23 protein-coding genes are annotated in these 24,706 nt (G+C 72.9%); 11 read left to right on the top strand and 12 right to left on the bottom strand.

Features of this window, described 5'->3' with window-relative positions:
- Positions 1-56: 56 nt before the first annotated feature.
- From IE242_RS21895 to IE242_RS21875, 5 genes are all read right to left on the bottom strand, one after another.
- Positions 57-311 (bottom strand): SHOCT domain-containing protein, encoded by a 255-nt coding sequence (locus IE242_RS21895; RefSeq protein WP_189861872.1) that lies wholly within the window; start codon positions 309-311, stop codon positions 57-59.
- Between the two features lie 60 nt (positions 312-371).
- A complete protein-coding gene (locus tag IE242_RS21890) occupies positions 372-1,268 on the bottom strand; it encodes a universal stress protein (RefSeq protein WP_189861871.1) in 897 nt (298 codons plus the stop codon).
- Positions 1,269-1,358: 90 nt separating this feature from the next.
- Positions 1,359-2,261 carry a universal stress protein gene (locus IE242_RS21885; protein WP_189861870.1) on the bottom strand — a complete coding sequence of 301 codons (903 nt, stop codon included), beginning with the start codon at positions 2,259-2,261 and terminating at the stop codon, positions 1,359-1,361.
- Positions 2,262-2,988: 727 nt separating this feature from the next.
- Positions 2,989-5,358 carry a glycoside hydrolase family 65 protein gene (locus IE242_RS21880; RefSeq protein ID WP_189861869.1) on the bottom strand — a complete coding sequence of 790 codons (2,370 nt, stop codon included), beginning with the start codon at positions 5,356-5,358 and terminating at the stop codon, positions 2,989-2,991.
- Positions 5,359-5,439: 81 nt separating this feature from the next.
- Positions 5,440-6,324, bottom strand: coding sequence for a universal stress protein (locus IE242_RS21875; protein WP_189861868.1), 885 nt, complete (start codon positions 6,322-6,324; stop codon positions 5,440-5,442).
- A gap of 176 nt (positions 6,325-6,500) precedes the next feature.
- On the opposite strand from IE242_RS21875, the gene IE242_RS21870 reads away from it, so the two are divergent.
- Genes IE242_RS21870 through IE242_RS21860 form a run of 3 tightly spaced genes read left to right on the top strand, consistent with a single transcriptional unit; the run spans position 6,501 to position 9,642 of the window.
- Positions 6,501-7,025 carry a hydrogenase maturation protease gene (locus tag IE242_RS21870; protein ID WP_189861867.1) on the top strand — a complete coding sequence of 175 codons (525 nt, stop codon included), beginning with the start codon at positions 6,501-6,503 and terminating at the stop codon, positions 7,023-7,025.
- The gene (gene hypF / locus IE242_RS21865) at positions 7,022-9,358 is read left to right on the top strand and encodes a carbamoyltransferase HypF (protein WP_189861865.1); all 2,337 of its coding nucleotides are present in this window, start codon (positions 7,022-7,024) and stop codon (positions 9,356-9,358) included. The genes IE242_RS21870 and hypF overlap by 4 nt, the downstream gene beginning before the upstream one ends.
- A 5-nt stretch (positions 9,359-9,363) precedes the next feature.
- The gene (locus tag IE242_RS21860; RefSeq protein ID WP_189862156.1) at positions 9,364-9,642 is read left to right on the top strand and encodes a HypC/HybG/HupF family hydrogenase formation chaperone; all 279 of its coding nucleotides are present in this window, start codon (positions 9,364-9,366) and stop codon (positions 9,640-9,642) included.
- Between the two features lie 91 nt (positions 9,643-9,733).
- Here the strand turns inward: IE242_RS21860 and IE242_RS21855 are convergent, their stop codons facing one another.
- Complete coding sequence (locus IE242_RS21855; RefSeq protein ID WP_189861863.1) at positions 9,734-10,252, bottom strand: hydrogenase maturation protease; 519 nt, start codon at positions 10,250-10,252, stop codon at positions 9,734-9,736.
- A gap of 160 nt (positions 10,253-10,412) precedes the next feature.
- On the opposite strand from IE242_RS21855, the gene IE242_RS21850 reads away from it, so the two are divergent.
- Genes IE242_RS21850 through hypE form a run of 8 tightly spaced genes read left to right on the top strand, consistent with a single transcriptional unit; the run spans position 10,413 to position 17,831 of the window.
- Positions 10,413-11,594 (top strand): 4Fe-4S dicluster domain-containing protein, encoded by a 1,182-nt coding sequence (locus IE242_RS21850; RefSeq protein WP_189861861.1) that lies wholly within the window; start codon positions 10,413-10,415, stop codon positions 11,592-11,594.
- Positions 11,591-12,049 (top strand): Crp/Fnr family transcriptional regulator, encoded by a 459-nt coding sequence (locus IE242_RS21845; protein WP_189861860.1) that lies wholly within the window; start codon positions 11,591-11,593, stop codon positions 12,047-12,049. The genes IE242_RS21850 and IE242_RS21845 overlap by 4 nt, the downstream gene beginning before the upstream one ends.
- Positions 12,046-12,864: an FAD/NAD(P)-binding protein gene (locus IE242_RS21840; protein WP_189861858.1), complete on the top strand. Its 819-nt coding sequence runs from the start codon at positions 12,046-12,048 to the stop codon at positions 12,862-12,864. Before IE242_RS21845 ends, IE242_RS21840 begins: the two co-directional genes overlap by 4 nt.
- 1 nt (position 12,865) lies before the next feature.
- Positions 12,866-13,657, top strand: coding sequence for an NADH-quinone oxidoreductase subunit B family protein (locus IE242_RS21835; RefSeq protein ID WP_189861856.1), 792 nt, complete (start codon positions 12,866-12,868; stop codon positions 13,655-13,657).
- A complete protein-coding gene (locus tag IE242_RS21830) occupies positions 13,654-14,985 on the top strand; it encodes a Ni/Fe hydrogenase subunit alpha (RefSeq protein WP_189861854.1) in 1,332 nt (443 codons plus the stop codon). The genes IE242_RS21835 and IE242_RS21830 overlap by 4 nt, the downstream gene beginning before the upstream one ends.
- A 31-nt stretch (positions 14,986-15,016) precedes the next feature.
- Positions 15,017-15,682: a CBS domain-containing protein gene (locus IE242_RS21825; RefSeq protein WP_189861852.1), complete on the top strand. Its 666-nt coding sequence runs from the start codon at positions 15,017-15,019 to the stop codon at positions 15,680-15,682.
- Complete coding sequence (hypD, locus tag IE242_RS21820) at positions 15,679-16,800, top strand: hydrogenase formation protein HypD (RefSeq protein ID WP_189861843.1); 1,122 nt, start codon at positions 15,679-15,681, stop codon at positions 16,798-16,800. The genes IE242_RS21825 and hypD overlap by 4 nt, the downstream gene beginning before the upstream one ends.
- Positions 16,797-17,831 carry a hydrogenase expression/formation protein HypE gene (gene hypE, locus IE242_RS21815; RefSeq protein ID WP_189861841.1) on the top strand — a complete coding sequence of 345 codons (1,035 nt, stop codon included), beginning with the start codon at positions 16,797-16,799 and terminating at the stop codon, positions 17,829-17,831. Before hypD ends, hypE begins: the two co-directional genes overlap by 4 nt.
- A gap of 334 nt (positions 17,832-18,165) precedes the next feature.
- On the opposite strand, the gene IE242_RS21810 is transcribed toward hypE, so the two are convergent.
- The 6 genes from IE242_RS21810 to IE242_RS21785 form a co-directional block, all read right to left on the bottom strand.
- Complete coding sequence (locus tag IE242_RS21810) at positions 18,166-18,840, bottom strand: helix-turn-helix domain-containing protein (protein WP_189861839.1); 675 nt, start codon at positions 18,838-18,840, stop codon at positions 18,166-18,168.
- A gap of 125 nt (positions 18,841-18,965) precedes the next feature.
- The gene (locus IE242_RS21805; protein WP_189861837.1) at positions 18,966-19,460 is read right to left on the bottom strand and encodes a flavodoxin domain-containing protein; all 495 of its coding nucleotides are present in this window, start codon (positions 19,458-19,460) and stop codon (positions 18,966-18,968) included.
- Between the two features lie 16 nt (positions 19,461-19,476).
- Entirely contained in the window at positions 19,477-20,208 is a 732-nt protein-coding gene (locus IE242_RS21800; protein ID WP_189861835.1) for a CBS domain-containing protein, read from the bottom strand.
- A gap of 39 nt (positions 20,209-20,247) precedes the next feature.
- A complete protein-coding gene (locus tag IE242_RS21795) occupies positions 20,248-22,986 on the bottom strand; it encodes a bifunctional acetate--CoA ligase family protein/GNAT family N-acetyltransferase (protein ID WP_189861833.1) in 2,739 nt (912 codons plus the stop codon).
- Positions 22,987-23,174: 188 nt separating this feature from the next.
- Positions 23,175-24,188, bottom strand: coding sequence for a type I glyceraldehyde-3-phosphate dehydrogenase (gap, locus tag IE242_RS21790; RefSeq protein WP_189861831.1), 1,014 nt, complete (start codon positions 24,186-24,188; stop codon positions 23,175-23,177).
- Positions 24,189-24,218: 30 nt separating this feature from the next.
- Positions 24,219-24,706: phosphoketolase family protein (locus tag IE242_RS21785; protein ID WP_506417250.1), on the bottom strand; the 488-nt coding region annotated here is incomplete at its 5' end.

Genomic DNA, 24,706 nt, shown 5'->3' with positions numbered 1-24,706 from the left:
ACGGACGTACGGTGCCGTCACGCAGAACAGACCGGTGCGGATGGCCCGGTGCAGACCTACGGGCCCTTTCGCAGGACGTCCAGCCGCCGCCGGTACTCCTCCTCGTCGATGTCCCCGCGGGCGAACCTCTCGGCGAGCACGTGCTCGGGAGTGCTGGGAGTGACGCCCGTGTGCGTGTCCGCGTGGCCGCGGTTCAGGGCGCGGAAGAGCACGACGGCGGCGGCGATCAGAAGGGCCCAGAAGAGGACCGTGCCGAGCGACATGGCGAACCAGCCCCAGCCACTCATGTTGTTCCCGTTCCAGTACATCATCGCGGATCATTCCCTCGGCTGGCGGTGATCGGCGGAGGGCGCGTGCGGCCCCCGTCGCGGTCAGTCGTGCGGGACCAGCGCGACCGGGCTGTTCACGTGATGGATCAGCGCGTGCGCCACCGGGCCGGTGTGCGAGCCCACCGCGGCGCGGCGCCTGCGGCGGCCCAGCACCAGCAGGCCCGCTCCGCTCGCGGCCCGTACGAGGACGTGGGCCGGTCGTCCCTCGTGGAGCGTCGCGCACACGTACACCTCGGGGTACTTCGCGCGCCACGGCTGGAGCAAGGCCGTCAGTTCCCGTTCCACCTTCTGCCTGAAGAGCGCGCGCTCCTCGGCGTCCGGGAGGCCTTCGGTGAGCGGCACGTGCCAGGCGTGCACGGCCCGCAGCGGTGCCCGGCGCAGTGCGGCGGCGCGGAAGGCGAAGTCCAGGACCTCGTCGCAGGGTGCGCCGGTGTCGAGGGCGACGGCGACGTCACGGCAGCGGGTACGGGCCGACGGCCGCCCGGAGCCGTCCGGCAGGTGTTCGCTCTCCGGCGTGTCACCGGCCCGTACGAGGACCAGCGGCCGCTGGACATGAGCCGCGGTGGCCGTCGCCACCGAACCCGCCAGGAACCCGCCGACGCCGCCGAAGCCCTGGCTGCCGATGACCAGCATCTCGGCGTTCTCCGCGGCGGCGAGCAGCGCGGGGCCGGGCTGCATGCGCAGCTGCTCGGCGGCCACGTACAACTGCGGATACCGTTCGCCCAGCCGCTCGACCGCGGCGCGCAGCACCCGGCGTGCGTGGTACTGCGGCGCGCGCACCTCGGGCAGGGTCGCATCGGTGTCGTCGTCGGGCAGGCCCTCCCAGGCGTGGACCAGACGGAGCGGCAGGTCCCGGCGCAGGGCTTCCCTGGCCGCCCAGTCGGCTGCCGCGATGCTCTCGCGGGAACCGTCCAGCCCGGCCACCATCGGCCTCGTCATGGCTCTCACCTCCGTCGCCGCTGTCCTTCTGTGCCCGGTCTCCTGGTCGTCCCGGTGGTATCGGTGAGAGGCGCGTTCCGGTCGCGTCCCTCACTCATGCGGTACGACGGCCACGGGGCAGTCGGCGTGCAGGAGTGCGGCGTGCGTGACGGGCCCCGTACGCGCGCGGACGGGTCGTTCGGCCAGGCGTCGGCCGACGACGAGCAGGCTCGCTCCGGTCGCGGCCCGCAGCAGCGCGTTCGACGCCTTGTCCTCCACCGCGGTCGCCAGGGTCTGCACCTCGGGGTATTTGTCGCTCCATGGCTGGAGAACCGCGGACAGGAAGCCCTGCCACTCCTCCGCCCGCCGGGGCTCGTCGATCAACGCGATGTCACCGGCTCCCAGGCCGAGCGGGCCCGGTGCGTGGTAGGCGTGCACGGCCCGCAGCCTCGCGCGTCGGAGCCGTGCCGCCTCGAAGGCGAACTCCATGACGTCATCGCACGGATCGCCGACGTCGAGGCCGAGCACCACGTCCCGGTAGCCGGTGCGGGTGGAGGCACTTCCGTCACCCGCCGGAAGGTGTTCGTCCGCCTCGTCCTCCTCCGCCCGCACGAGGACGACGGGACGCCTGGCCCCCGCCACCACGCCGCGGGCCACCGAGCCGACGAGGAACCCGGCGAAGCCGGTCAGCCCGCGCGAGCCCAGCACCAGCAGTTCGGACCGCTCGGCCACCTCCACCAGGGCCGTGGTCGCCGGCCCCTCGACCTGCGCCAGGACCGGCTGAACGCCAGGGGCCGCTGTCCGGACCCGCGCTTCCGCCTGCCGCAGAACTCGTCGCGCGACGTTCTGCCGCATGGCGTATGCCACTTCGTCATTCTCTTCACGAGGATGCCAGTTCACCGCGTGCACCAGCATCAACGGCCACTCGCGGCGCACGGCCTCGCGGGCCGCCCACGCGGCGGCGGCCAGGCTCTCGGCGGATCCGTCGACCCCTGCGGCAACGGGCGACATCATGGCGCGCACCCCCATCGTCGGGTTCACCTGCCAGGACCAGCATCGCGCCGCGAGCGGCGGACGGGGAGAGGCCACCAGGCCCACTCCGAGGGCCGGCCGGCCCATGCTTCGCGCGGTGACGTGCGAGATGCGGCGCCACGGTCGCACATCAGGCTTCGGGCGGCTCCGGAGCAAGGCCGTACTCAGGGGCCTCGGGAGAAGGTGAACAGACAGCACCGCTGCCGGTACCCTGCCGGTGTTCTCGCCCTGCGGCAGGCGCGTGCGCCGGGCTGTCCGCCACAACAGCACGGCCACCAGAAGTACGGCTGCCGCCCACGGCAGCAGGGAGTCGCCCAGTCCGGTGTGACGTTCGACCAGCGGGTTCCTGGGGACACGTGGCTCCGGCCATTCCCCGGCGTGTGTGGTCAACGGCACCAGCACCAGGTCCACGACCCCCAGGACGGGCAGGGCGAGCCCCATCCGCCGAAGCCAGGCCGGTCAGGCAGCACCCGCGACCAGCAGCAGGCAGGTCAGCGGCAGCCGGACCACCACCGCGTGCGCCAGCGGTACGTGCGCGGGCAGTCCGTTGATTTCGACAGGCCCCATGACAGTCCTCCGGCCGTTCCGCGGCGCGCTCCGCACCGACTGCGGACAGCGGACCACCCTTGTCCCGGCGCACCTGGCCAAAGGGGCGAATGAAGGGACGCGCATGGTGAATCATTGACTCGGCCGGAAGCGCTCTTCACTCTCACTCCGGGAGTACCAGGTGGCAGGTCTCCCCCGGCTGGACGCTGACCGCACGGTCGGGCAGTCGGATGTCGATCGGGGAGCGGTCGGACGCCGGCACGGTGATCTCCAGTCGGCCGCGCTCCAGCCGCAGCCGTACCCCCCAGTGCCCCTGGTAGCGCAGGAAGACCTGGTACGAGGACAGCTCGGGCAGGGGCACGGGGTCGAGCCAGAGCGCGCCGTGCCTGGTCTCCAGGCCGGTCAGCCCGCGCTGGACCAGGTCGAGGGTGCCGGCCATGGCGCCCAGGTGGATGCCCTCGCCGGTGGTGCCGCCCTGTACGTCGGCGATGTCGCCGCGCAGTGCCTCCTGGCAGAACTTCCAGGCCTCGGCGCGCCGGGCCCGGGCCAGGACCCAGCCGTGGACCAGGCCGCTGAGGGTGGAGCCGTGGCTGGTGCGGGCCAGGTAGTGGTCGACGGTGCGCTGCCAGGTCTCCTCGTCCAGCCGGTAGCCCAGCCGGCCGAGCAGTCCGCGGAGTTCGGCCGGTGCGAAGAGGTAACCGAGCATCAGGACGTCGGCCTGCTTGGACGCCCGGTAGCGGTTGGGAGTGTCGCCCTCGGCCTCCAGGATCCGGTCCAGGCGCCGGATGTTCCCGTACTTCTTCCGGTAGCCGTCCCAGTCGAGTTCGGCCAGGTCGCCGTAGCCCTCGAACTGGCTGATCACGCCGGAGTGGAAGGGCACGTACAGGGTGCGGGAGACGGCGTCCCACCGGTCGAGCTCGGCGTTGTCGAGGCCGGTGCGCTCGGCGAGTTCGCGGCGGCGGGGCTCGGGCAGGGCGTCCAGCAGCTCCCGGGTGCGGCAGAGCACCCAGGCGGCGGTGACGTTGGTGTACGCGTTGTCGTCCAGGCCGGGCCGGTCCGCGTCCGGATAGGCGTCGTGGTACTCGTCCGGGCCGACGACTCCCCGGATGCGGTGCCGTCCCCGCTGCTCGTCCCAGGTGGCCGAGTCCGCCCAGAAGCGGGCGATCTCCAGCAGCGTCTCGGCACCCTTGGTGTGCAGGAACTCGGTGTCGCCGCTCGCCTCGCAGTACTGCCACACGTTGTACGCGATCGCCGACCCGACGTGGTGCTGGAGATGGGAGTGATCGGGCAGCCAGCGGCCCGAGCTCGGGTTGAGGTGCAGCCGCTGGGTCTCCTCGCGCCCGTCGCTGCCGCTCTGCCACGGGTACATCGCCCCCCGGCGGCCCGCGTGCCGTGCCGCGGTGCGGGCCCGGCCCAGGCGGCGGTGCCGGTAGTGGAGCAGTGCTCGGGACACCTCGGGGAAGTGCAGGTTGAGGTAGGGCAGGACGAACAGCTCGTCCCAGAAGACGTGGCCGCGGTAGGCCTCGCCGTGCAGTCCCCGGGCCGGCACGCCCACGTCCAGGTCGGCGGTGTGCGGGGAGAGGGTCTGCAGTACGTGGAAGAGGTGCAGCCGCAGGATGCCGCCCGCTTCCCCGGGCACGTCCAGCTCGGCCCGGCGCCACAACTGGTTCCAGGCCGTCCGGTGCGAGGCCAGCAACTCGTCGAAGCCGGGCGCAGCGTCGATCCGGTCCACGGCGGCCTGCAGGGGATCACCGATCGCCGGGTCGCGCGAGGTGTGCAGGGCCACGGTCTTGTCGACGGTGGCGGACCGGCCCGGGGTCAAGGAAAGCGTGACAAACTGGACGGCGCGCGCGAGTTCCTGCACATGTGTGACCGCTGCCCGGGCCGTCAACCGGGCGGCCATCCCGACCCTGATGTCCGAGGTGCGGGTCCGGCAGCGCAGCCACACCGTGCCGGGCACGGCGGTCCCCGTGTGCACATGGGTGAGGTGGCGGCCGTCCAGCTCGCGATAGCGCGGCACCCCGGCGTTGGTGACGCCTCCGTCCAGCGCGGCCTCGACCTCCAGCTCGCCCGCGAAGTTCTCGGCCGTGAATTCGGTACGCAGGGCGGCCAGGTTGGGGTCGGCCATGTGAACGAGACGCTGCTGGCGCACGGACAACACCAGACCCCCACCGAGCGCGTACCGGGTCCGGCGCTCCAGCAGTCCCACGTCCACATGAAGGGTCTGACGGTGATCGAGGACGGTCGCCGTCTCCGGCGTGAGCCACTCCCCGCCCGCGAGGCGGAAGCGCAGGGGCAGCCAGTTGGGGAGGTTGACCATGTCCTCGTTCTCGACCTGGCGGCCCGCCACCTCGGAGGTGAGCCGGTTGTAGCAGCCGGCCACGTACGTACCCGGGTAGTGCACATCGTCCGCGGCGCACTCGGGAAGGGCCCCGCGGGTGGCGAACCGGCCGTTGCCCAGCGTGCACAGCGACTCCCGCAGCCGCTCCTCCGCGGGACGGTACCCGTCGTACTCCCAGGTCAGGTCCGTCACCAGGCGGTCTCCTCCGTCGGGGCCCGGCGCGTGGATGGTCAGTGGCTTCCTGCCGTGCGGCCGCGTTCCCCGCACTCACTGTCACACACGCTGGGGGACGACGGCCACGGGACACTCGGCGTGGTGCAGGAGCGTGTGGGCGACCCGGCCGAGCTGGAGCCCTACGTGGCCGTGCCGGCGCCGCGCCCCGACGATCACGAGGTCGGCGGCGGCCGAACGATGCACCAGCACCTTGCGGGCCGGCCCCTCAACCGTCGTACGGCTCACCCGCACGCCGGGGTGATCGGTCACCGCTCCGCGGAGCAGCTCGTCCAGCTGGGTGCGGGCCTGCTCCTCGTGGTACCGGGCCGGTCCCTCGGCGAGCGCGGGAACGTCCGCGGCCGTCTCGTACGCGGGGCAGCGCCAGGCCCGGACCACGTCGAGGACGCACCCACGGACTTCGGCTTCACGGAAGGCGAACCGCGTCGCGTCCCCACCTGTGGCCGGCTCCCCGGCGCCGAGGAGGATCCGCTCGTGGCGGCCGGCCAGGCCGGCCGCGTCGCCGCGGACCACGATCACCGGGCAGTGCGCGCGGGCCGCGACGGCCAGGCCGACGGAGCCGAGCAGCAGTCCCTTCAGCTCGCCTCGGCCCCGTGACCCGGTGACCAGGGCGGTGGCGTTGTTGCCCGCCTCGAGGAGGGCGTCCGCCGCGGCGGCGGGGACGATGTCGGTGGACACCTTCACCTCGGGATTGCGCCGCCGGGCACGCTCCACGCCGGAGGCGACGATGTGCTCGGCCATCACCTGCTCGGACGGGCGTTCCAGACGGTACGACGGTGCCATGCCTTCATATCGCTCCCACAGGGAGGCATGAACCAGCCGTAGCGGAAGATGGCGTCGAGCGGCCTCGTCCACCGCCCAGTCGACCGCCTGCAAGCAGCCGTCCGAGCCGTCGACGCCCACGACCAAGGGCAGTACCAGCGTCATCGTTCCCACCGCCTCGTCGTCGGGCGATCCGTACGGTTTACTTCCACCGTCACCACCGGGTCGGCTCGGCACGAGGGGCTGTTCGGCCCTTCGTGCCGGGGACGTTCGGCCTCTGCCGCCTCACACCCGCGGAAGCCCAGGGTGAGCAGTCGGCCCCCGAGCGATGGAGCGGGAAGATGACCGGCGCCTTGCGGATCGTGATCATCGGAGTCGGGAACGAGTTCCGTCACGACGACGGCGTGGGCCGGGCTGTGACAGCGCGCCTCGAGGAGCGCACGGCCGTCCGGCCGCTGCCGCCCGGCACGGTCCTGGCGACCTGCGACGGCGACCCGGCGAGGCTGTTGGCGCTGTGGGAGAACGCCGGGCTCGCGGTCGTGGTCGATGCCGCGCACGCCGAGCCGCCCCACCCCGGCCGCGTCCACCGGCTCACCCTCGGCGATCCGCTGGACGGCCCGCCGGACGGCCCGCGACCGGAAGGGACGGCAACGGCGAGCTCCCATGCGCTGGGCCTGGGAGAGGCCGTCGAACTGTCCCGGGTCCTGGGCCGGTTACCGCGCCGACTGGTGGTGTACGCCGTCGAGGGCGCCGACCGGTCCCTGGGCAGAGGTCTGTCCGCTCCGGTCGCGGCTCGCGTGGACGCGCTGGTGCGCGCGGTGGAGGAAGACGTCGTACGGCATGTCGCGTACGAGGAGCGGTCATGAGGGATCGGCGAACTCAGCGCATCGAGGTCTTCGGCCGCGTCCAGGGCGTCGGGTTCCGGCCGTACGTGCACCGGACGGCGACCGAGCTGAGGCTCGACGGGTGGGTCCGTAACGTGAACGGCCATGTGGAACTCACCGTCTCGGGCGACCCCGATGCCCTGCACGAGCTGATCACGCGCCTCCGAGAGAACGCGCCGCCGCTGGCCGCCGTCCGCAGCGTCGACGTCACCGACGTCACCGACGTGACCGACGTGACCGATGCGAACGGCCATTCCGGCGACAAGGTGCCCGTCCACGCCGGTTTCACCGTCGTGTCGAGCCAGGCCGACCCATCCGCCACACCGCGCGAGGTCCCGCCGGACGCAGCCATCTGCGACGCATGTCTGGACGAGCTGTTCGACCCGGCCGACCGGCGCCACCGCTACCCGTTCATCAACTGCACCGACTGCGGCCCGCGGGCCACCATCGTCGAGGACCTGCCCTACGACCGCGAGCGCACCACCATGCGTCGCTTCCCCTTGTGTCCCGCCTGCGCGGCCGAGTACGCGGACCCGACCGACCGGCGCTTCCACGCCGAGCCGCTGGCCTGCCCGGTGTGCGGTCCCCGGCTCGCCTGGGACGACCTGGCCCGGGAGGATGCGCTGTCGGCGGCGGTGCGGACGATCGCGGGCGGCGGCATCGTCGCGGTGAAAGGGCTCGGTGGCTACCAACTGGTGTGCGACGCCACCGATGCGGCGGCGGTGGCCGCGCTGCGGCAGCGTAAGCGCAGGCCCGCCAAGCCATTCGCCGTCATGGTGCGCGACCTCGCAACAGCACGGCGGCTCGCGCACGTCAACCGCACGGAAGAGGCCGTGCTGGCGTCGTCGCAGCGGCCCGTCGTCCTCCTGTGTGCACGGCGCTGCGAGGGGCCGCTCGCCCGGCAGGTGCACCCGGGCACCGGTCGCGTGGGGCTCTTCCTGCCCACCACCGGGCTGCACCATCTCCTCCTGCGCGCGCTGGACCGGCCGCTGATCGTCACCAGCGGCAATCTCGCCGACGAGCCCATCGCCACGGACGACGCCGAGGCCCGCCGGGCGCTCGACGCGGTCGCGGACGGATATCTGACCCACGACCGGCCCATCCGCGCCCGCTACGACGACTCCGTCGTCCACACCGTGCACGGCGAAGTGCTCGTCCTGCGGCGGGCACGCGGATACGCCCCCGCACCCCTCATGCTGCCGGCCTCCGCCATACTCCCGCTGGTGGGGGCCGGTGCCCAGCTCAAGCACACCTTCGCCCTGGCCGAGCACGGCCGGGTCCACCTCGGGGCGCACACGGGAGACCTGGCGGACGCGGCGACGTACGACACCTTCGAGACCTGTTACGCGACCCTCACCCACCTGACCGGGATCGCCCCGCGGGTGGCCGCTCACGACCTCCACCCCGGCTATCTGTCCACGCAGTGGGCCCGCGCCGGGCCCTTCGAGCGCCGCATCCCCGTCCAGCACCATCACGCGCACGTGGCCGCCGTCGCCGCCGAACACGGCCTGACCGAGCCATTCGTCGGTGTCGCGTACGACGGGCTCGGCCTCGGCGACGACGGCACACTGTGGGGCGGCGAAGTGCTCGTCGCCGATCTGACGGGCTACCGCCGCGTGGGCCGCTTCGCGCGGGCACCGCTGCCCGGCGGGGAGGCCGCCGTCCGCCATCCGACGCGGATGGCACTCGGCTACCTCCACGGGTTGGAGCCACTGGGCCTGCCGGGGCCCGCACCCGCGCTCGCCCGTCCCTTCACGGACCGCCTCGACGCACGTGAGACCCGAATGGTCCGAACCTTGGTGGAGCGGCGGGTGAACTGCCCCCAGGCCTCCAGCGCCGGACGCCTCTTCGACGCCGTGGCGAGCCTGCTCGGCCTCGCGGACACGGTGTCGTACGAGGGTCAGGCAGCCGTCGCCCTGGAGAGCGCGGCGGGCGACCTGCGGGCCGGTCCCCTGCCGTGGCGGCTGGTCCGGGCGGACGGCCTGTGGGTGTACGACCCCGCCACGACGCTCACCGCCCTCCTCGAGGGCCTCATGGAAGGTACTCCGGTGTCCCGTCTCGCCGCCGCCTTCCACACGACCCTCGCCGAGGTCACGGCGGCACTGGTCGAGCGAGCGGTGGCCGAGGGCGCCCCGCCCACCGTGTGCCTGGGCGGCGGCTGCTTCCAGAACCGGCGCCTGCTGACCGACGTACACCGGCTGCTGCGCGCACAGGAGCTGCGCGTACTGACGGGCCGTGCGGTCCCGGTCAACGACGGCGGCATCAGCTACGGGCAGGCGGCGGTGGCGTCCGCCCTGCTCGCAGGGGAGGAGTGAGCGCGATGTGCCTGGGCATCCCCGGCCGGATCACCGACGTCCGCGACGACGCGGGCGTGCGGATGGGCACGGTCGACTTCGGCGGCGTACGCCGCGAGGTGTGCCTCGCCTACACGCCGCAGGCCGGGGCCGGAGCGTATGTCATCGTCCACGTCGGCTTCGCCATCACGCAGATCGACGAGGCCGAGGCCGAGCGCACGCTCGACGTGCTGCGGGCCATGGCGGACGCGGTCACCGGCGAACTGGGCGAGCCGCTGCCCGCCAGAAGGGAGGGTTCTGGATGACCGGGTCCCATCCTCAGCTGGAGAAGCGGCTGACCGCCGCGCACCGCGCGATCAGGATCCGCGAGAAGTGGGTGGAGTCCTTCCCGCTCCGTCATGCCGTCTCCCGGCCGGCCACGGCTTGTGCCGCTGCCACCCGGTGCCGCACGATCTCTTCCTCCACCTGCTCGGCCAGGACATCGACCTGCGCCGCCACGGACTCCGACAGCCCTTCGCCGAGCGAGGCGTCCGCGGTCTCGACGGCGTACGCCACCAGATGGCGGGGCAGCCGGTCCAGCTGCCGGCCGAGTTCGACGGCCGCGCCGAGTCCGCGCTGACGCATCGTGCCGGGTCGCCGGAGCCCGTCGCTGTCCAGCTCCAGCCGGTAGATGCGTCCGGGGTGGCTCGGGAGGGTGTGGGCGGGCTCCAGTACGACAGCGAGTTCTGCGTGGTCCCAGAGCTGGGGGAGTCGCCCCGGATCGTCGATGTCGCACTCCGCGAGAACCGTGCCCGGGGGCAGCGGACGGTCCGCCGTCCGTTCCCTCAGGCGGGACAGCACCGCCCGGCCGATGCCGTCGTCGTGCCGGTACCGGTCGCCGACGGCGACGATCGCGATGCGGGTGGGGACAGTCATGGTGCCTCTCCCTCCACTGCGTTCGTCTCCAGCATGCCGAGACAGGACACGGGCCGCTCGGGGCCGAACGGCCTCCGGTCGGGACCGGGCGGCCCGTAGTGCCCGGCGGCGGGCGGGCCCATGCTGGAGTCAGCAGCCCCACGGCCTCTCGGAGGGGACGATGTCGGAGCGTCGCACGACCGCCGTCCTGGACCGGACCGGACTGGACGCCCTGGTCCAGGTTCTGCGCGCACGGGGACGCACGGTCATCGGACCGACGGTGCGGGACGGTGCCGTCGTGCTGGCCGATCTCGCCACGGCCGAGGAGTTGCCCTTCGGCTGGGGCACCGAGGTGGAGGCGGGCCGTTACCGGCTGGTCCCCCGCGCGGACGGCGCCGCCTTCGCGCACACCACGGGGCCCCAGTCCTGGAAGGCGTTCCTGCACCCGGAGCGGGAGAAAGTGTGGGACGCCGACCGCACGGCCGACGGACGGCTGTCGGTCGCCGAGGCGCCTCGTGCGCGGCCCTCGTACGCCTTCCTGGGCGTACGCCCCTGCGACCTGCGCGCCGTGGCGATCCAGGACCGGGTGCTGGCCGGGGGCCGTTACCAGGATCGCGGCTATCGGGAGCGGCGTGCGGGAGCGTTCCTGATAGCCGCCGAGTGCACGGAGCCGGGCGCCACCTGCTTCTGCGTGTCCATGGGCAGTGGACCGGGGGCCGACGCGGGCTTCGATCTCGCGCTCACCGAGCTCGTGGACGAAACCGGTCACCGCTTCCACGTCCGGGCCGGCAGTGACGCCGGTGACGAGCTCCTCGCCGAGGTGCCCCACCGCCCGGCCGAGCCGGAGACGCAAGCTGCGGCCCGGGACGCGGTGGACGCCGCGCGGGAGCGGATGGGCCGGGCCATGCCACCCGTGGACCTGCGCACGCTGCTGGGCGACAGCCTGGAGGCGGACCGCTGGGACGACGTCGCCGCCCGCTGCCTCACCTGCGGCAACTGCACCATGGTGTGCCCCACCTGCTTCTGCACCACGACCGAGGAGATCACCGACCTCACCGGCGACCACGCCGAGCGGTGGCAGCGCTGGGACTCCTGCTTCGACCTGGACTTCTCCTATCTGCACGGCGGCCCGGTCCGCGCCTCGGCCCGCAGCCGCTACCGGCAGTGGCTCACCCACAAGCTGTCCACCTGGTACGAGCAGTTCGGCAGCTCCGGCTGCGTGGGCTGCGGACGCTGCATCACCTGGTGCCCGGTCGGCATCGACATCACGGAGGAAGCCTCCGCCCTGCATGACGAACTCGCCGCCCGGCTGCGACGACACGACCAGGAGGGCGAGAACGGCCGGAAGGAGTCCGAGCCATGACCTCCGCCACCACCCTGACCGCGGCCCTCCCGGCCGAGCACCGGGCCCGGCTGATGCGGCACGCCCGCGAGGTCTCCTTCCCGGCGGGCACCCGCCTGTTCGAGGAAGGCCGGCGCGCAGACCGCTTCTGGATCGTACGCACCGGGACGGTCGTCCTCGACGTGCACGTCCCCGGCCGGCGGGCCGCCGTCATCGAGTCGCTGGGCCACGGCGAACTGGTCGGCTGGTCCTGGCACATCCCGCCGTACGTGTGGCACCTGGGAGCGGAGGCGATGAGCCAGGTACGGGCGTGGGAGTTCGACGCGGAGGCCGTACGGGAGATGTGCGCCCGAGATCCCGGCTTCGGCCGGGCGATCGCGGTCTGGGTCGGCCACGTGGTCGCCGACCGGCTGCGCGCCGCCCGGATCCGGCTGCTCGACCTGTACGGCCCCTACGGCAGCGGGAGCCCGCCATGACCGATGTTCCCCTGCCGTACCGGGTGACCCGGGTGCGGCCCGAGACGGCCGACACCGTCAGCGTCACGCTGGCCCCGGCGGGCGCGGCGGCAGTCGCACCGTTCGTGCCGGGTCAGTTCGCGATGGTGTACGCCTTCGGCGTCGGGGAGATCCCCGTCTCGGTGTCCCGCATCGGCCACCGCGAGCTGGTCCACACCATCCGGGCGGTCGGCGCGGTGTCGGCGGCGCTGTGCGCGCTGCGGCCGGGGGAACAGGTCGGTCTGCGCGGACCGTTCGGCACCGGCTGGAGCCTGGGCCGGGCGATCGGCCAGGACCTGCTGGTCATGGCGGGCGGCATCGGTCTCGCCCCGCTGCGGCCCCTGGTCGCCGCCGCGCTCGCCGCCCCGCACGCGTACGGGCGGCTGAACCTCCTCGTCGGCGCCCGCACCCCCGACGACCTGCTGTACGCCGGCCGGCTCCGCGCCTGGACGGCAGCGCACGGACCGCCGCGCTGCGCGGTCGCCGTCGACCGCCCCTCCCCCGGCTGGTGGGGCCGCGTCGGGGTCGTCACCACCCTGCTGAACGGCGCCCGGTTCACCCCTCGGAACACCACGGCCTTCGTGTGCGGCCCTGAGGTGATGATCCGCGCGGCTGCTCGCGAACTGGTGCACCGCGGGCTCGCCCCGCACCGGATCCGGGTGTCGCTGGAGCGCAACATGCGCTGCGCCACCGGCCACTGCGGCCACTGCCAGCTGGGCGGCGTCCTGCTGTGCCGGGACGGGCCGGTGATCGGCTGGAACCGGGCCGAGGGCCTGCTGTCCGTGAGGGAGATGTGACATGAGCACCCCGTCGCCGGCCGTGCCCACGCTCGCGGTGTTCAAGCTGGCGTCCTGCGACGGCTGCCAGCTCACCCTCCTCGACTGCGAGGACGAGTTCCTCGCCCTCGCGGGCAGGGTGCGGATCGCCCACTTCCCGGAGGCTTCCAGCTCCGTCGACCCCGGACCGTACGATCTCGGGCTCGTCGAAGGGTCCGTCACCACACCGGACGACGCCCGGCGCATCCGGGAGATCCGCGCGCAGTGCCGGGTGCTCGTGACGATCGGCGCGTGCGCCACCGCCGGCGGCATCCAGGCCCTGCGGAACTTCGCCGACGTCGAAGAGTTCCGCCGCACGGTGTACGCCCGTCCCGACTACATCGAGACCCTGGCCACCTCCACGCCCGTGTCGGCCCATGTGGACGTGGACTTCGAGCTGCGCGGCTGCCCGATCGACCGTGGGCAGTTGCTGGAGGTGCTCACGGCGTTCCTGGCGGGCCGGAAGCCGGACGTGCCGAACCACAGTGTGTGCTTCGAGTGCAAGCGGCGCGGCACGGTCTGCGTCACCGTCGCCCACGGCACGCCCTGCCTGGGACCGGTCACGCATGCCGGGTGCGGGGCGATCTGCCCGGCGTACGGGCGCGGCTGTTACGGCTGCTTCGGGCCGTCCGGGTCGGTGAACCTGCCCGCGCTGATCCCGCTGCTGCACCGCGACGGGCTGGACGACCCTGCCACTGAGCGGTTCCTGCGCACCTTCAACGCCGCTGCCTTCGACACCTGCGACAACGAGTCCGGCAAGGAGGTGCGGCCGTGACCCACCGTGGTTCCCGCGTCCTGCGCGTCGGCTCGCTCGCCCGGGTCGAGGGCGAGGGAGCCTTGCTGCTGCGCGTGTCCGGCGACCGGGTCGAGGAGGTGCGGCTGCGGATCTACGAACCGCCCCGCTTCTTCGAGGCGTTCCTGCGCGGCCGGGCGTACACCGAGCCGCCCGACATCACCGCCCGGGTGTGCGGCATCTGCCCGGTGGCGTACCAGATGAGCGCCTGCGCCGCGATCGAGGACGCCTGCGGAGTCACCGTCGACCGGCCGATCCAGGACCTGCGCCGACTGCTGTACTGCGGCGAGTGGATCGAGAGCCACGCCCTGCACATCTACCTGCTGCATGCGCCCGACTTCCTCGGCTGTGACAGTGCGATCGACCTCGCCCGCGCCGAACGGGCCGCCGTGGAGCGGGGGCTGCGCCTCAAGCAGGCGGGCAACGCGCTCCTCGAAGTCCTCGGGGGCCGCGCGATCCACCCGGTCAACGTCCGTCTCGGCGGCTTCCACCGGGCACCCGCGCCCGCCGAACTGCGCCCGCTCGCCGAGCGGTTGAGCCGGGCCGCCGACGACGCCCGGGAGACCGTGCGCTGGGCAGCGGGCTTCGACTTCCCCGAGGCCGCCGTGGACGCCGACCTCCTGGCCCTGGGCTCCCCCGGTACGTATGCCATCGAGCGCGGCACCCCGACGGTCCTGCGGACCGACGGCGCCCGGACCGCATTCGACACGTCCGTCTTCCTCGACCACGTCCGCGAGGAGCAGGTGCCCCACTCCACCGCGCTGCACTCCCGGCTCGACGGGCGACGCCATCTCACCGGTCCCCTCGCCCGGTTCGCGATCAGTGGGAGCCTGCTGTCGCCCACCGCGCTCGAGGCGGCCCGCGAGGCCGGGCTCGGCGATCCAGCGGCAGGAGCCGTGTGCCGCAACCCGTACCGGTCGGTCCTCGTACGGGCCGTGGAGGTGGTGTACGCCGTGGACGAGGCGCTGCGCCTGATCGCCGCGTACGAGCCCCCGCCCCGCCCGTACGTCGAGGTACCACCCGTCGCCGGAGGTGGCCACGGCGCGACCGAGGCACCGCGCGGCCTGCTCTACCACCGCTACCGGCTGGACGGCGACGGCACGGTCACCGACGCCCGCATCGTGCCGCCCACCGCGCAGAACCAGGGCGCCGTCGAGAACGACCTCGCCCGGATCGCCCAGGCGGCCCTCGCCGGGGGCGACCCGAGCGACGAGGAGCTCACGCGGCTGTGCGAGCGGGCCATCCGCAACCACGACCCGTGCATCTCCTGCTCCGCCCACTTCCTCGACCTCACCGTCCTCCGCACCTGACAACAACCGGCATCACCGGAGGTGAACGACCATGCGTGGCAGCCCGCACATCGTGAGCGACGTCATGACGCACACCGTCGTGGCGGTCGGCCGTGAGGCCCCGTTCAAGGACATCGTCAGGCTCATGAGGCAGTGGAAGGTCAGCGCCCTGCCGGTGGTGGCCGGCGAGAGCCGGGTGATCGGGGTCGTCTCCGAGGCCGACCTGCTGCCCAAGGAGGAGTTCCGGGGCAGCGATCCGGACTGGTCCACCCAGCGGGAGAGGCTGTCGGACCTGGCCAAGGCGGGCGGGGTGACAGCGGGGGAGCTGATGAGCACCCCGGCCGTCACCGTCCACGCCCGCTCCACCCTCGCCCAGGCCGCGCGCATCATGGCCCACCGAAGGGTCAAGCGGCTGCCGGTCGTCAACGACGAGGGTGTGCTGGAGGGCATCGTCAGCCGGGGGGACCTGCTCAAGGTGTTCCTGCGGGCCGACGAGGAGCTCGCCGAGGAGGTCCGGCGCGAAGTCGTGGCGCACCTCTTCCCCCATCCCGTCGAGCCCATCGGTGTGGACGTGCACGACGGCGTCGTCACCCTCACCGGCCACGTCCCGGACACCTCCCTCGTGCCCGTCGCGGCCCGCCTGATCCGCGCCATCGAAGGCGTCGTGGACGTCCGGTTCGACCTCGCCGGAGGCTCGGCCCGGGGCGAGCCACGGTGAAGTACCTCGACGAGTACCGCGACCCGGAACTCGCCCGGCGGCTGCTCGACGAGCTGCGCCGCACCGCGACGGCGCCGTGGCGGATCATGGAGGTGTGCGGCGGCCAGACCCACACCCTGGTCCGCCAGGGCATCGACGAGCTGCTGCCGGCGGGCATCCGCATGATCCACGGCCCCGGCTGCCCTGTCTGCGTCACCCCCCTGGAGACCCTGGACCGGGCCATGGCCATCGCCGCCCGGCCCGGAGTGATCCTCACCAGCTTCGGGGACATGCTGCGGGTCCCGGGCACGGACACCGACCTGCTGTCCCTGCGGGCGCGCGGTGCGGACGTACGCGTCGTCTACACGCCGATGGACGCGGTACGTCTGGCCGCCGGACACCCGGACCGCGAGGTGGTGTCCCTCGCCGTCGGCTTCGAGACCACCGCGCCGGCCAACGCCATGGCCGTGCTGCACGCCGCCCGCCTGGGGCTGGCGAACTACTCGATGCTGGTCAGCCACGTCCTGGTGCCGCCCGCCATGACCGCGCTGCTGGACGACCCCGGCTGCGAGGTGCAGGCGTTCCTCGCGGCCGGGCACGTGTGCGCGGTGACGGGCTGGCGCGCGTACGAGCCGATCGCCGCCCGCCACCGCGTGCCGATCGTGGTGACCGGCTTCGAACCGCTGGACCTGCTGGAGGGCATCCTCATGGCCGTGCGGCAACTGGAGTCCGGCCGGCACTCGGTGGAGAACCAGTACGTACGGGCCGTACGCCGGTCCGGCAACACGGAGGCGCAGGAGGCGGTCCGCACGGTCTTCCGCGTCACCGACCGGGCCTGGCGCGGGATCGGGAAGCTGTCCGCCAGCGGGCTCGAACTCGCCGAGCCCTACGCGCGCTTCGACGCCGCCCGCCGTTTCGCCGTGGCCGGCCTGAGCCCGGCCGAGGACGCGGAGTGCATCGCGGGCCAGGTCCTCACCGGGGCCCGGCTGCCCACCGACTGCTCCGCCTACGGCACCCGCTGCACACCCCGCCGTCCGCTCGGCGCGCCGATGGTGTCCGCGGAGGGCACTTGTGCCGCCTTCCACGCGGCCGGCCGCACCAAGGACACCGAGGACGCCAAGGAAGGGTCGACGCCATGACCGCTGCCTGCCCCGCACCGCATCACGAGGACGAGGTGGTCCTGCTCGGTCACGGCGCCGGGGGCCGACTGACCGCCGAACTCCTGGACACCCTTGTGCTGCCCGCCCTCGACGGCCCGAGCGGCCCGCTGGAGGACGCGGCGCTGCTGCCCGGTCACCCCGACCTGGTGGTCAGCACGGACAGCTTCGTCGTCAGCCCGCTGTTCTTTCCCGGTGGCGACATCGGCTCCCTCGCGGTGCACGGCACGATCAACGACCTCGCCATGCGCGGCGCCCGGCCCATCGCCCTGTCCGTCGCCCTCGTCCTCGAAGAGGGACTGCCGCTGTCCGAACTCCGTCTCGTCGTCCAGTCGCTGGGCAAGGCGGCCCGGGATGCGGGGGTGCCCGTCGTCACCGGGGACACCAAGGTCGTGGGCCGCGGCGCCGCGGACCGGATCTTCGTCAACACCACCGGTGTCGGACAGCGCCGCCTCGGACTGCGCCCGTCCGCCGCACTCGCCCGCCCCGGCGACGCCGTACTGCTGTCCGGCCCGATCGGGCTGCACGGCACCACCGTGCTCTCCACCCGCGAAGGGCTCGGTTTCGACAGCGACATCGCCTCGGACAGCCGGCCACTGCACCACCTCGTGGCCGCTCTGGCACCGCTCGGCGCACACGTCCACACCCTGCGCGACCCGACCCGGGGCGGACTGGCCGCCGCCCTGAACGAGATCGCGCGTGCCTCGTCCGCCGCCGTCGAGATCGAGGAACGGACCGTCCCCGTGCCCGAGGCGGTCGCCGCCGCGTGCGACCTGCTCGGCCTCGACCCGTTCATCGTCGCCAACGAGGGCTGTCTTGTCGCCTTCGTCGACGCCGTCGCGGCCGAGGAGGCACTGACAGCCCTGCGCTCCCGTCCGGAAGGCGGACAGGCCGTACGCATCGGCGAGGTGCTTCCCCAAGGGCCGCGGGGCCGGGTGACGCTGCGCACCCTGGTGGGCGCCCGGCGGGTGCTGGACATGCCGCTCGGGGAGCAGCTGCCCCGTATCTGCTGAAGTCCATCGCTGTGTCGAAGCCCCACAGCTGCGCGGAGCAGGTCGTCCGGGGCGCCCCGGAACTCCTCCGGGCTGCTGCAGCAACCGCTCGCCGACCGGAGTCCCCGATCTGCTGACCGTCACCCGACATCGGCCCGGCCCGCCGTCCGCTCCGGCCTGCGTCCTCACGCTGGCCCGCGAAATACCCGACACCGACCGCCGGAGATCGTCATCGAACTGGCACCCGAGCCCAAGGAGGCCTGAGGCAACGGAGGCCGTGGCGGCCGCTGAGGGGCCTGTCCCCGGCCGTGCGCACTGCGTCCACCGACCAGCGCCCTGACGCCGACGGCTCGTGTCAGGCCGTGATCCGGCGCCCGGTGACGATGACCGGCTCGATGCGCAGCCACTGCTCGCGCCGGCCTCCCGCCCAGGGCGTGCTGTACGCCCGTGCCGCGAGCCGGGCCTTCTCGGCGGGGTCCGTCACGGCCCACGCGCGGCCGCGCACCAGCACGCTCCAGCCCTCGCTGAACGCCTCGTCGATGTGATCGACCTCGAAGCCGACCTGTCGGCCGACCGCCTGCGAGGGCGTGCTGCCGGGCGCGGTGCGCAGGACGATCGCGCCATCGACGACGCTGTAGTTGACGGGCACGATCACCGGTCCCGGAAGCGTGTACACGGCCAGGCGTCCCACCCCGTGCGTCGACAGCAGGGCGCGGCACTCCTCTTCCGTCAGCTCGGTGAATTCGGGAGTGCGGGCGGCCTGGCCGAGGCCGGGCGGCAGTTCGGTGTCTCCTCCGGTCAGGTGCTTCACCGTGGTTTCCAGCGCTCCGGCCAGCCGAAGAAGTACGGCTGCCTCCGGGGAAGCGGTCGGATGCTCCTCCAAGTGCTGGAGGTAGCCCGTTGCCATGCCTGCCCGGGCGGCGGTCTCCTCCCTCGTCACGCCGAGTTCCGTGCGGCACTGGGCGATCCGGCGCCCGAGATCGCCCACAGGTCGTCCCTCCGCGGCGTGCGACGGGACCTCTTCGGTCATGACCCATCACCTCTCTCTTTCGTCGGACCACCAGAGCCGGGGCGTACCGCTGCGGCCGTAACGCGGACAGCCTGATCCTCACCGAGCCCAGGGGGTGTCCGGCACCTCCCCGCCCCGTCGGATCGTCAGCCCGTCAGCTCATGGCCGATCCGCGCCGCCCATGCCCGTATCTGATCGAAGTCACGGAAGTCCCCGCCCTGTCCGCCACGGAGGATCATGCGGGCGATCCACCCGTGCGCGCCCTCCCGCAGGCAACCGCCGAAGGTGACGTGCTCCCGGACCTCGAGCCGGACCATGACCTTGTGCACATCGCGTACGGGCGGGATGTCCCGGGCGTACGCCAAGGCGTCGAGCGGACCGCTGCTGAAGAGCCACAGCGGGCGTTCGGCCAGGGCCTTGCGGTGGTACCGGACGAAACGGCGGGCGTCCTTGTGCCAGCGACCTGCGTAGAGCCCGCCGCCGACCACCACGGCGTCGTACGCCGCCGCAGTCGGGACGGACCGGGCGGGACGCGCCCTGGCCGTCAACCCGTCCTTTCGCAGGACTTCGGCGATGGTCTCGGCGATCTCCGCCGTCGATCCGTTCGTCGTTCCGTAGGCGACCAGCACGTTCGTCGGCATGACGGTCGGCCTCCTCTCACAGCCTGCGCAGCCGGTCGTCGGCGACGCCGTGCAGTGCCTCGCCGTCCGGCCGCAGACGTGCGTCATCCAGACGCCAGGTGAGTCGGTCGACGACCGCGACCACGCCGTCGATCTGCCGGGTCATGGAGACGGCGATCTCCGTCTCGCTCTTGCGTTCCAGCTGCCCGGCGAGCGTGACCACACCTTCCGTCACGGACACGCCGATGCTGCGCGGCGCCAGCCACAGCGTGCGCACCAACACCTCGTGGATCACCTCGTTGCGGATGTCGGCGTCCGGCCGCAGGAAGACCCGCAGTAGATCGCGCCGGGTGACGATGCCGACCAGCCGGTCCTCCTCATCGAGCACGGGCAGCCGCTCCACGTGCCGTCCGGCCATGATCCGCGCCGCCTCGACGATGGTGTCGTCGGCGTGCACGGTGACCGGCGGCGCGCTCATCAGCTGGCCGGCCGTGCCGGCCGTCGCCTTCGCGGCCCGCCACCGGGCGGCGGGCTTCAGCGCGGCGAACGGGAAGCGGCGGCCGGGCTCCCTCGCATCGGAGGGTTCGGCCTGGTGGGCCATCAGGTCGGTCTCGGAGACGACACCGACGACCTTCTCGTCCTCGTCCACCACGGGGAGTCCGCTGATCCGGTGGTCCACGAGCAACCGGGCCACCTCCTTGAACGGAGTCCCGTACACGGCCCGGACCACGTCCGTGGTCATCACGGAGCCGATCTTGTCGTGTTTCATGGTGCTTCCTCCTCAGCCGGCTCGGTCGGTCGCGGCGGCTCAGCGGAGCCGGCGCAGATAGGGGTCGTGGGCCCGGCGCGGCAGCAGGCGCACACGGGCGTCGAGCACGGTGACCGCGGCGGGCGTGGCCACGACCGGGTTGAAGTCGGCCTCGGCGAGCTGCGGCAGGTCGCTCGCCATGCGCGACAGGCGCAGCAGCAGCTGCTCCAGCCCTGGCAGATCGACGGGGCGGCTGCCGTGCGAACCGAACAGCAGCGGTGCGCAGCGCGGGGCCGTGATCAGGTCGTGCACGTCCGTGTCGGTGAGCGGGGCGAGCCGGGCGGCGTGGTCGGCGAGTACTTCCGTGGCTGTTCCGCCGAGCCCGAACAGCACCAGCGGTCCGAACACCTCGTCCTGGACCACACCGGCGAACAGTTCGGTGCCGCGCGCGGCGAGCGGCTGGACGATCACACTCCTGAGCAGGTGGCCGAAGCGGACGTCGAAGTCCCGGAAGGCGGCCTGTACCTGAGCGTCGCCCCGGAGGTCGAGGTGCACGGCATGCTCCTCGGTCTTGTGCACCAGGCCCGGCCAGTAGGCCTTCATGACCACCCGGCCGTCCGCACCGCGCAGCCGCCGGGCGGCGAGGACCGCGTCCTCCTCGGTCTCGGCCCAGGCCCACGGAATCTGCGGAATGCCGTAGCAGCCGAGGAGCTGGGCGCAGGTACGCGGGTCGAGCCAGCCGCCCTCCGGGTGGTACGCGAGGTAGGTGTCGGCGATCTCGTGGGCGCGGGCGGTGACGATGCCGTCCAGGTCCGGGACCGTGCCGAGAGGCCGGCTCAGCCAGGCCGCCCGGTGTGCCGCGTGAGCCAGCGCCCCGGCCGCGGCCTGCGGTTCGGCGTACGAGGGGATCGTGCTGCCGTAGGCCGCGGGCAGCAGCGTCACCGTTACGTCCTGCTCCAGGCGGACGACGGCGACCGGCCGGACCCGGCGGCCGGGCACCTGGGTGAGGGCCCGCACCAGGACGTCGCCGGTCGCCTCGGCCACTGCGGTGGGCACCAGCGCCACCAGCACCGCATCGACGCCGTCGTTCCGCATCAGCCGGTCCACGCAACGGCCGAGCTGTTCCTCCGTCACCGCGGCCGTGGCGTCCACCGGGTTACCGACAGCGGCACCGGCGGGCAGCATGTCCCGCAGGTCAGCGACCAGTTCGGGAGCGAGCGGCGGCAGCACCGACCCCGCTTCCACACAAGCGTCGGCGGACAGCACACCGGCGCCGCCCGCGTTGGTGACGACGGCGACGCGGGTGCCCTGCGGGAGCGGCTGGGAGTGCATCAGCGCGGCGGTCCCGAGCAGCTCGCCGATCGAGTGGGTGCTGGTGATCCCGGCCTGGGTGAACAGCGCCTCGCGGGTCATGGTGCGGGTGGCGGCCGCCGCGGTGTGCGAGGCGGCGGCACGGCGGCCCGCCGCGGTACGGCCGGCGTCCACGGTGAGCACGGGCATCCGGCGGGTCACGCGCCGGGCCGTACGGGAGAAGGCGCGCGGGTTGCCGAACGACTCCAGGTGCAGCAGGGCGAGGTCAGTGCGACCGTCGCTCTCCCACCACTGGAGCATGTCGTTGCCGCTGACGTCGTACTTGTCACCCAGGGACGCGAAGCTCGACACGCCGATGCCGAGGCGGGACAGCCCGTCGAGCAGCGCGATGCCGATGCCGCCGGACTGCACGGCGACGCCCGCCGTACCCGGGCTCGGATGGCCGGCGGCGAAGGTCGCGTGGAGGCGGACCTCCGGGTCGGAGTTGGAGACACCGAGGCAGTTGGGTCCGACGAGCCGCATGCCGTACGTGCGACAGGCGGTCATCAGCGCCCGGGCCTGGTCGGCGTCCAGCCCGGCGCTCACGGCCAAGAGGCCCCGTGCGCCTGCCTTGCCGCACTCCTCGGCAGTGGCGGGCACCGCGGCGGCGGGCACGGCGAGGACCGCGAGGTCGGGAACCTTGGGCAGGGCGGCGACCGACGGGTGGCAGGGCACACCGAGGATCGAGTGCGCGGCGGGGTTGACGGCGAACAGGCGCCGGGTGAAGCCGCCCGTCTTCAGGTGGTGCAGAATCGCCCGGCCCACCGACCCGGGCCTGCGTCCGGCGCCCACGATGGCGACCGTGTCCGGCCGGAAGAGGGGTCGCAGGCTGGCCACGTCGGCGGCCCGGCCCCGCTTCTCCACGGCCGACAGGTAGGCGTCGTCCTGGTCCAGCCGGATGGCCCAGCGCACCTCGGGCCCGTCGAAGTGCCGTGCCGTGCGCAGGCCGAGGTCGGCGAAGAGCCGGAGCACCTCGTGGTTCTCGCACAGCGCGTCGGCCTCGAACGTGGTGATGCCGTCCGCGCGGGCGGCGGAGACCAGGTGCTCGACGAGCAGGGTCCCCACACCGCGGTGGTGCAGACCGTCCGCGACCACCACGGAGATCTCGGCCGTGTCCCCCGGCCCGATCGCTTCCCCCGCCTCGGCCGTGTCCCCCTTCCCGCCGGTGTCGGACTCGGCGAGACCGACCACCCTGTCCCGTGTCTCGGCGAGCAGGGCCCGGTAGCCCGGCCGCTTGGGACCGCAGGCCCGGTCGGCGGCCATGGCCGCCGACCGACGGCTCACCGCGAAGAATCGCAGCCGCAGATTCTCCGGAGACATACCCTCGTACAGATCCTGCAGCCGCTGGTGGTCGTCGGGCCGGACGGGACGTATGCACACGGTGGTGCCGTCCGCGAGCAGCGCGTGGACCGGGGGGCGGTCGAGCACATCATGATCATGTGTCGTCATGGCGGTCTCCTCCGTGCCTTCCCACGTTTCGAGCGTCCAGCGGGCCGGGAGACGGTCCCATGGGCTGACCGGGGTCGGCCGGGGACCGTTCGGCCCTACGGCCCCGCCGGTCCGCTCCTCGTGACGGGTGCGCCTGGAGTGCGCGGCCGGCCGGCAGCGCGGGACCCGCCCTCCCGGGTCGCCGTCCGTCACTCCTCCGCGACGACGCCGGTGAGGTCGAGGAGCCGGTTGGAGTAACCCCACTCGTTGTCGTACCAGCCGAAGACCTTGGCCAGGGTGCCGCTCGTGTGGGTCAGGGCCGGGTCGAGGACGCACGAGGCCGGGTCGCCGATGACGTCGCGGGAGACGATCGGGGCTCGCGTGACGCGCAGGATGCCGTTCAGTGAGCCGTCGGCGGCCTCGGTGAACGCCGTGTTGATCTCCTCCGCCGTCGCCTCCCGCCGCAGCACCACGGCCAGGTCGGTGAGCGAGCCGTCCTCGACGGGCACGCGGACCGCGATGCCGTCCAGGGCACCGGCCAGTTCGGGCAGCACCAGGCCGACGGCGCGGGCGGCACCCGTGCTGGTCGGAATGATGCTCAGCGCTGCCGAACGGGCCCGGCGCAGGTCCTTGTGCGGCCCGTCCAGCAGTGCCTGGTCGTTGGTGTAGGCGTGGATCGTGGTCATCACGCCCCGCTCGACACCGAAGGCCTCATGGAGGACCTTCACCATCGGAGCGACGCAGTTGGTGGTGCAGGAGGCGGCGGAGACGACGCGGTGGCGGTCCCGGTCATAGGTGCGGTCGTTGACTCCCATGACGATGGTGGCGTCCACGCCCTTGCCGGGGGCCGACAGCAGCACCGTCCGCGCGCCGGCCTTGAGGTGCAGGGCGGCCGAGTCGCGGTCGCGGAAGCGACCGGTGGACTCGACGACGACGTCGACTGCGTGATCGGACCAGTGCAGGGCCGCCGGGTCTCGTTCGGCGGTGACGGCGATGCGGCGGCCGTCGACGGTGATCGAGTCGTCGTCGTGCCGGACGTCGCGGCCGATGCGCCCGAAGGCCGAGTCGAACTCCAGCAGATGGGCGAGGGTGGCGGGCGGTGCGATGTCATTGACCGCGACCACCTGGAGGTCCTGAGTGCCTGCTTCGGCGCGGTCGAGTGCCGCGCGCAGGTAGGTGCGGCCGACACGGCCGAAGCCGTTGATGGCGACGCGTACGGTCATGAGGCAACTTCCTCTCGGGAAGGTGTGGGCTCAGGCGTTCCAGCTCCAGTCGGCGACCTCCGGCAGATCGGTGCCGTGCTCACGGATCCAGGCGTGGTGGCGGGTGCGCGCGTCGGCCATGCGCTGACGTACGGCCGCGGCCCGGACGGCGAGCCCGGGCACACGGTCGATGACGTCCATCACCAGCCGGAAGCGGTCGAGGTCGTTGCGGACCACCATGTCGAACGGGGTGGTCGTCGTCCCCATCTCCTTGTAGCCGCGCACATGCAGATTCGGATGGCCGGTGCGGCGGTAGGCGAGGCGGTGGATCAGCCACGGATAGCCGTGGTACGCGAAGATCACCGGCTTGTCGGTGGTGAACAGGCCGTCGTACTCGAAGTCGCTCATCCCGTGGGGATGTTCCTCGTGCGGCAACAGCTTCGTCATGTCGACGACGTTCACGACCCGGACGGACAGCTCCGGCAGATGGCGGCGCAGCAGCTGGGCGGCGGCCAGCACCTCCTGGGTGGGCACGTCCC

It is taken from the genome of Streptomyces poonensis (assembly GCF_014650915.1).
In the GTDB taxonomy this organism is placed as follows: Bacteria; Actinomycetota; Actinomycetes; order Streptomycetales; family Streptomycetaceae; genus Streptomyces; species Streptomyces poonensis.
The sequence above is the reverse complement of the archived record's forward strand: the minus strand, read 5'-3'. Positions and strand labels throughout refer to the sequence as shown.

What these genes read in the sequence shown, in the direction of transcription:
- IE242_RS21860 (WP_189862156.1), top strand. Translation starts at nt 9,364, where the DNA reads ATGTGCCTGGGCATCCCCGGCCGGATCACCGACGTCCGCGACGACGCG.
- IE242_RS21895 (WP_189861872.1), bottom strand. Translation starts at nt 311, where the DNA reads ATGATGTACTGGAACGGGAACAACATGAGTGGCTGGGGCTGGTTCGCC.
- IE242_RS21845 (WP_189861860.1), top strand. Translation starts at nt 11,591, where the DNA reads ATGACCTCCGCCACCACCCTGACCGCGGCCCTCCCGGCCGAGCACCGG.
- IE242_RS21890 (WP_189861871.1), bottom strand. Translation starts at nt 1,268, where the DNA reads ATGACGAGGCCGATGGTGGCCGGGCTGGACGGTTCCCGCGAGAGCATC.
- IE242_RS21825 (WP_189861852.1), top strand. Translation starts at nt 15,017, where the DNA reads ATGCGTGGCAGCCCGCACATCGTGAGCGACGTCATGACGCACACCGTC.
- IE242_RS21805 (WP_189861837.1), bottom strand. Translation starts at nt 19,460, where the DNA reads ATGCCGACGAACGTGCTGGTCGCCTACGGAACGACGAACGGATCGACG.
- IE242_RS21835 (WP_189861856.1), top strand. Translation starts at nt 12,866, where the DNA reads ATGAGCACCCCGTCGCCGGCCGTGCCCACGCTCGCGGTGTTCAAGCTG.
- hypE (WP_189861841.1), top strand. Translation starts at nt 16,797, where the DNA reads ATGACCGCTGCCTGCCCCGCACCGCATCACGAGGACGAGGTGGTCCTG.
- IE242_RS21840 (WP_189861858.1), top strand. Translation starts at nt 12,046, where the DNA reads ATGACCGATGTTCCCCTGCCGTACCGGGTGACCCGGGTGCGGCCCGAG.
- IE242_RS21885 (WP_189861870.1), bottom strand. Translation starts at nt 2,261, where the DNA reads ATGATGTCGCCCGTTGCCGCAGGGGTCGACGGATCCGCCGAGAGCCTG.
- IE242_RS21800 (WP_189861835.1), bottom strand. Translation starts at nt 20,208, where the DNA reads ATGAAACACGACAAGATCGGCTCCGTGATGACCACGGACGTGGTCCGG.
- IE242_RS21795 (WP_189861833.1), bottom strand. Translation starts at nt 22,986, where the DNA reads ATGACGACACATGATCATGATGTGCTCGACCGCCCCCCGGTCCACGCG.
- IE242_RS21875 (WP_189861868.1), bottom strand. Translation starts at nt 6,324, where the DNA reads ATGACGCTGGTACTGCCCTTGGTCGTGGGCGTCGACGGCTCGGACGGC.
- IE242_RS21870 (WP_189861867.1), top strand. Translation starts at nt 6,501, where the DNA reads ATGACCGGCGCCTTGCGGATCGTGATCATCGGAGTCGGGAACGAGTTC.
- hypF (WP_189861865.1), top strand. Translation starts at nt 7,022, where the DNA reads ATGAGGGATCGGCGAACTCAGCGCATCGAGGTCTTCGGCCGCGTCCAG.
- IE242_RS21810 (WP_189861839.1), bottom strand. Translation starts at nt 18,840, where the DNA reads ATGACCGAAGAGGTCCCGTCGCACGCCGCGGAGGGACGACCTGTGGGC.
- IE242_RS21855 (WP_189861863.1), bottom strand. Translation starts at nt 10,252, where the DNA reads ATGACTGTCCCCACCCGCATCGCGATCGTCGCCGTCGGCGACCGGTAC.
- gap (WP_189861831.1), bottom strand. Translation starts at nt 24,188, where the DNA reads ATGACCGTACGCGTCGCCATCAACGGCTTCGGCCGTGTCGGCCGCACC.
- IE242_RS21850 (WP_189861861.1), top strand. Translation starts at nt 10,413, where the DNA reads ATGTCGGAGCGTCGCACGACCGCCGTCCTGGACCGGACCGGACTGGAC.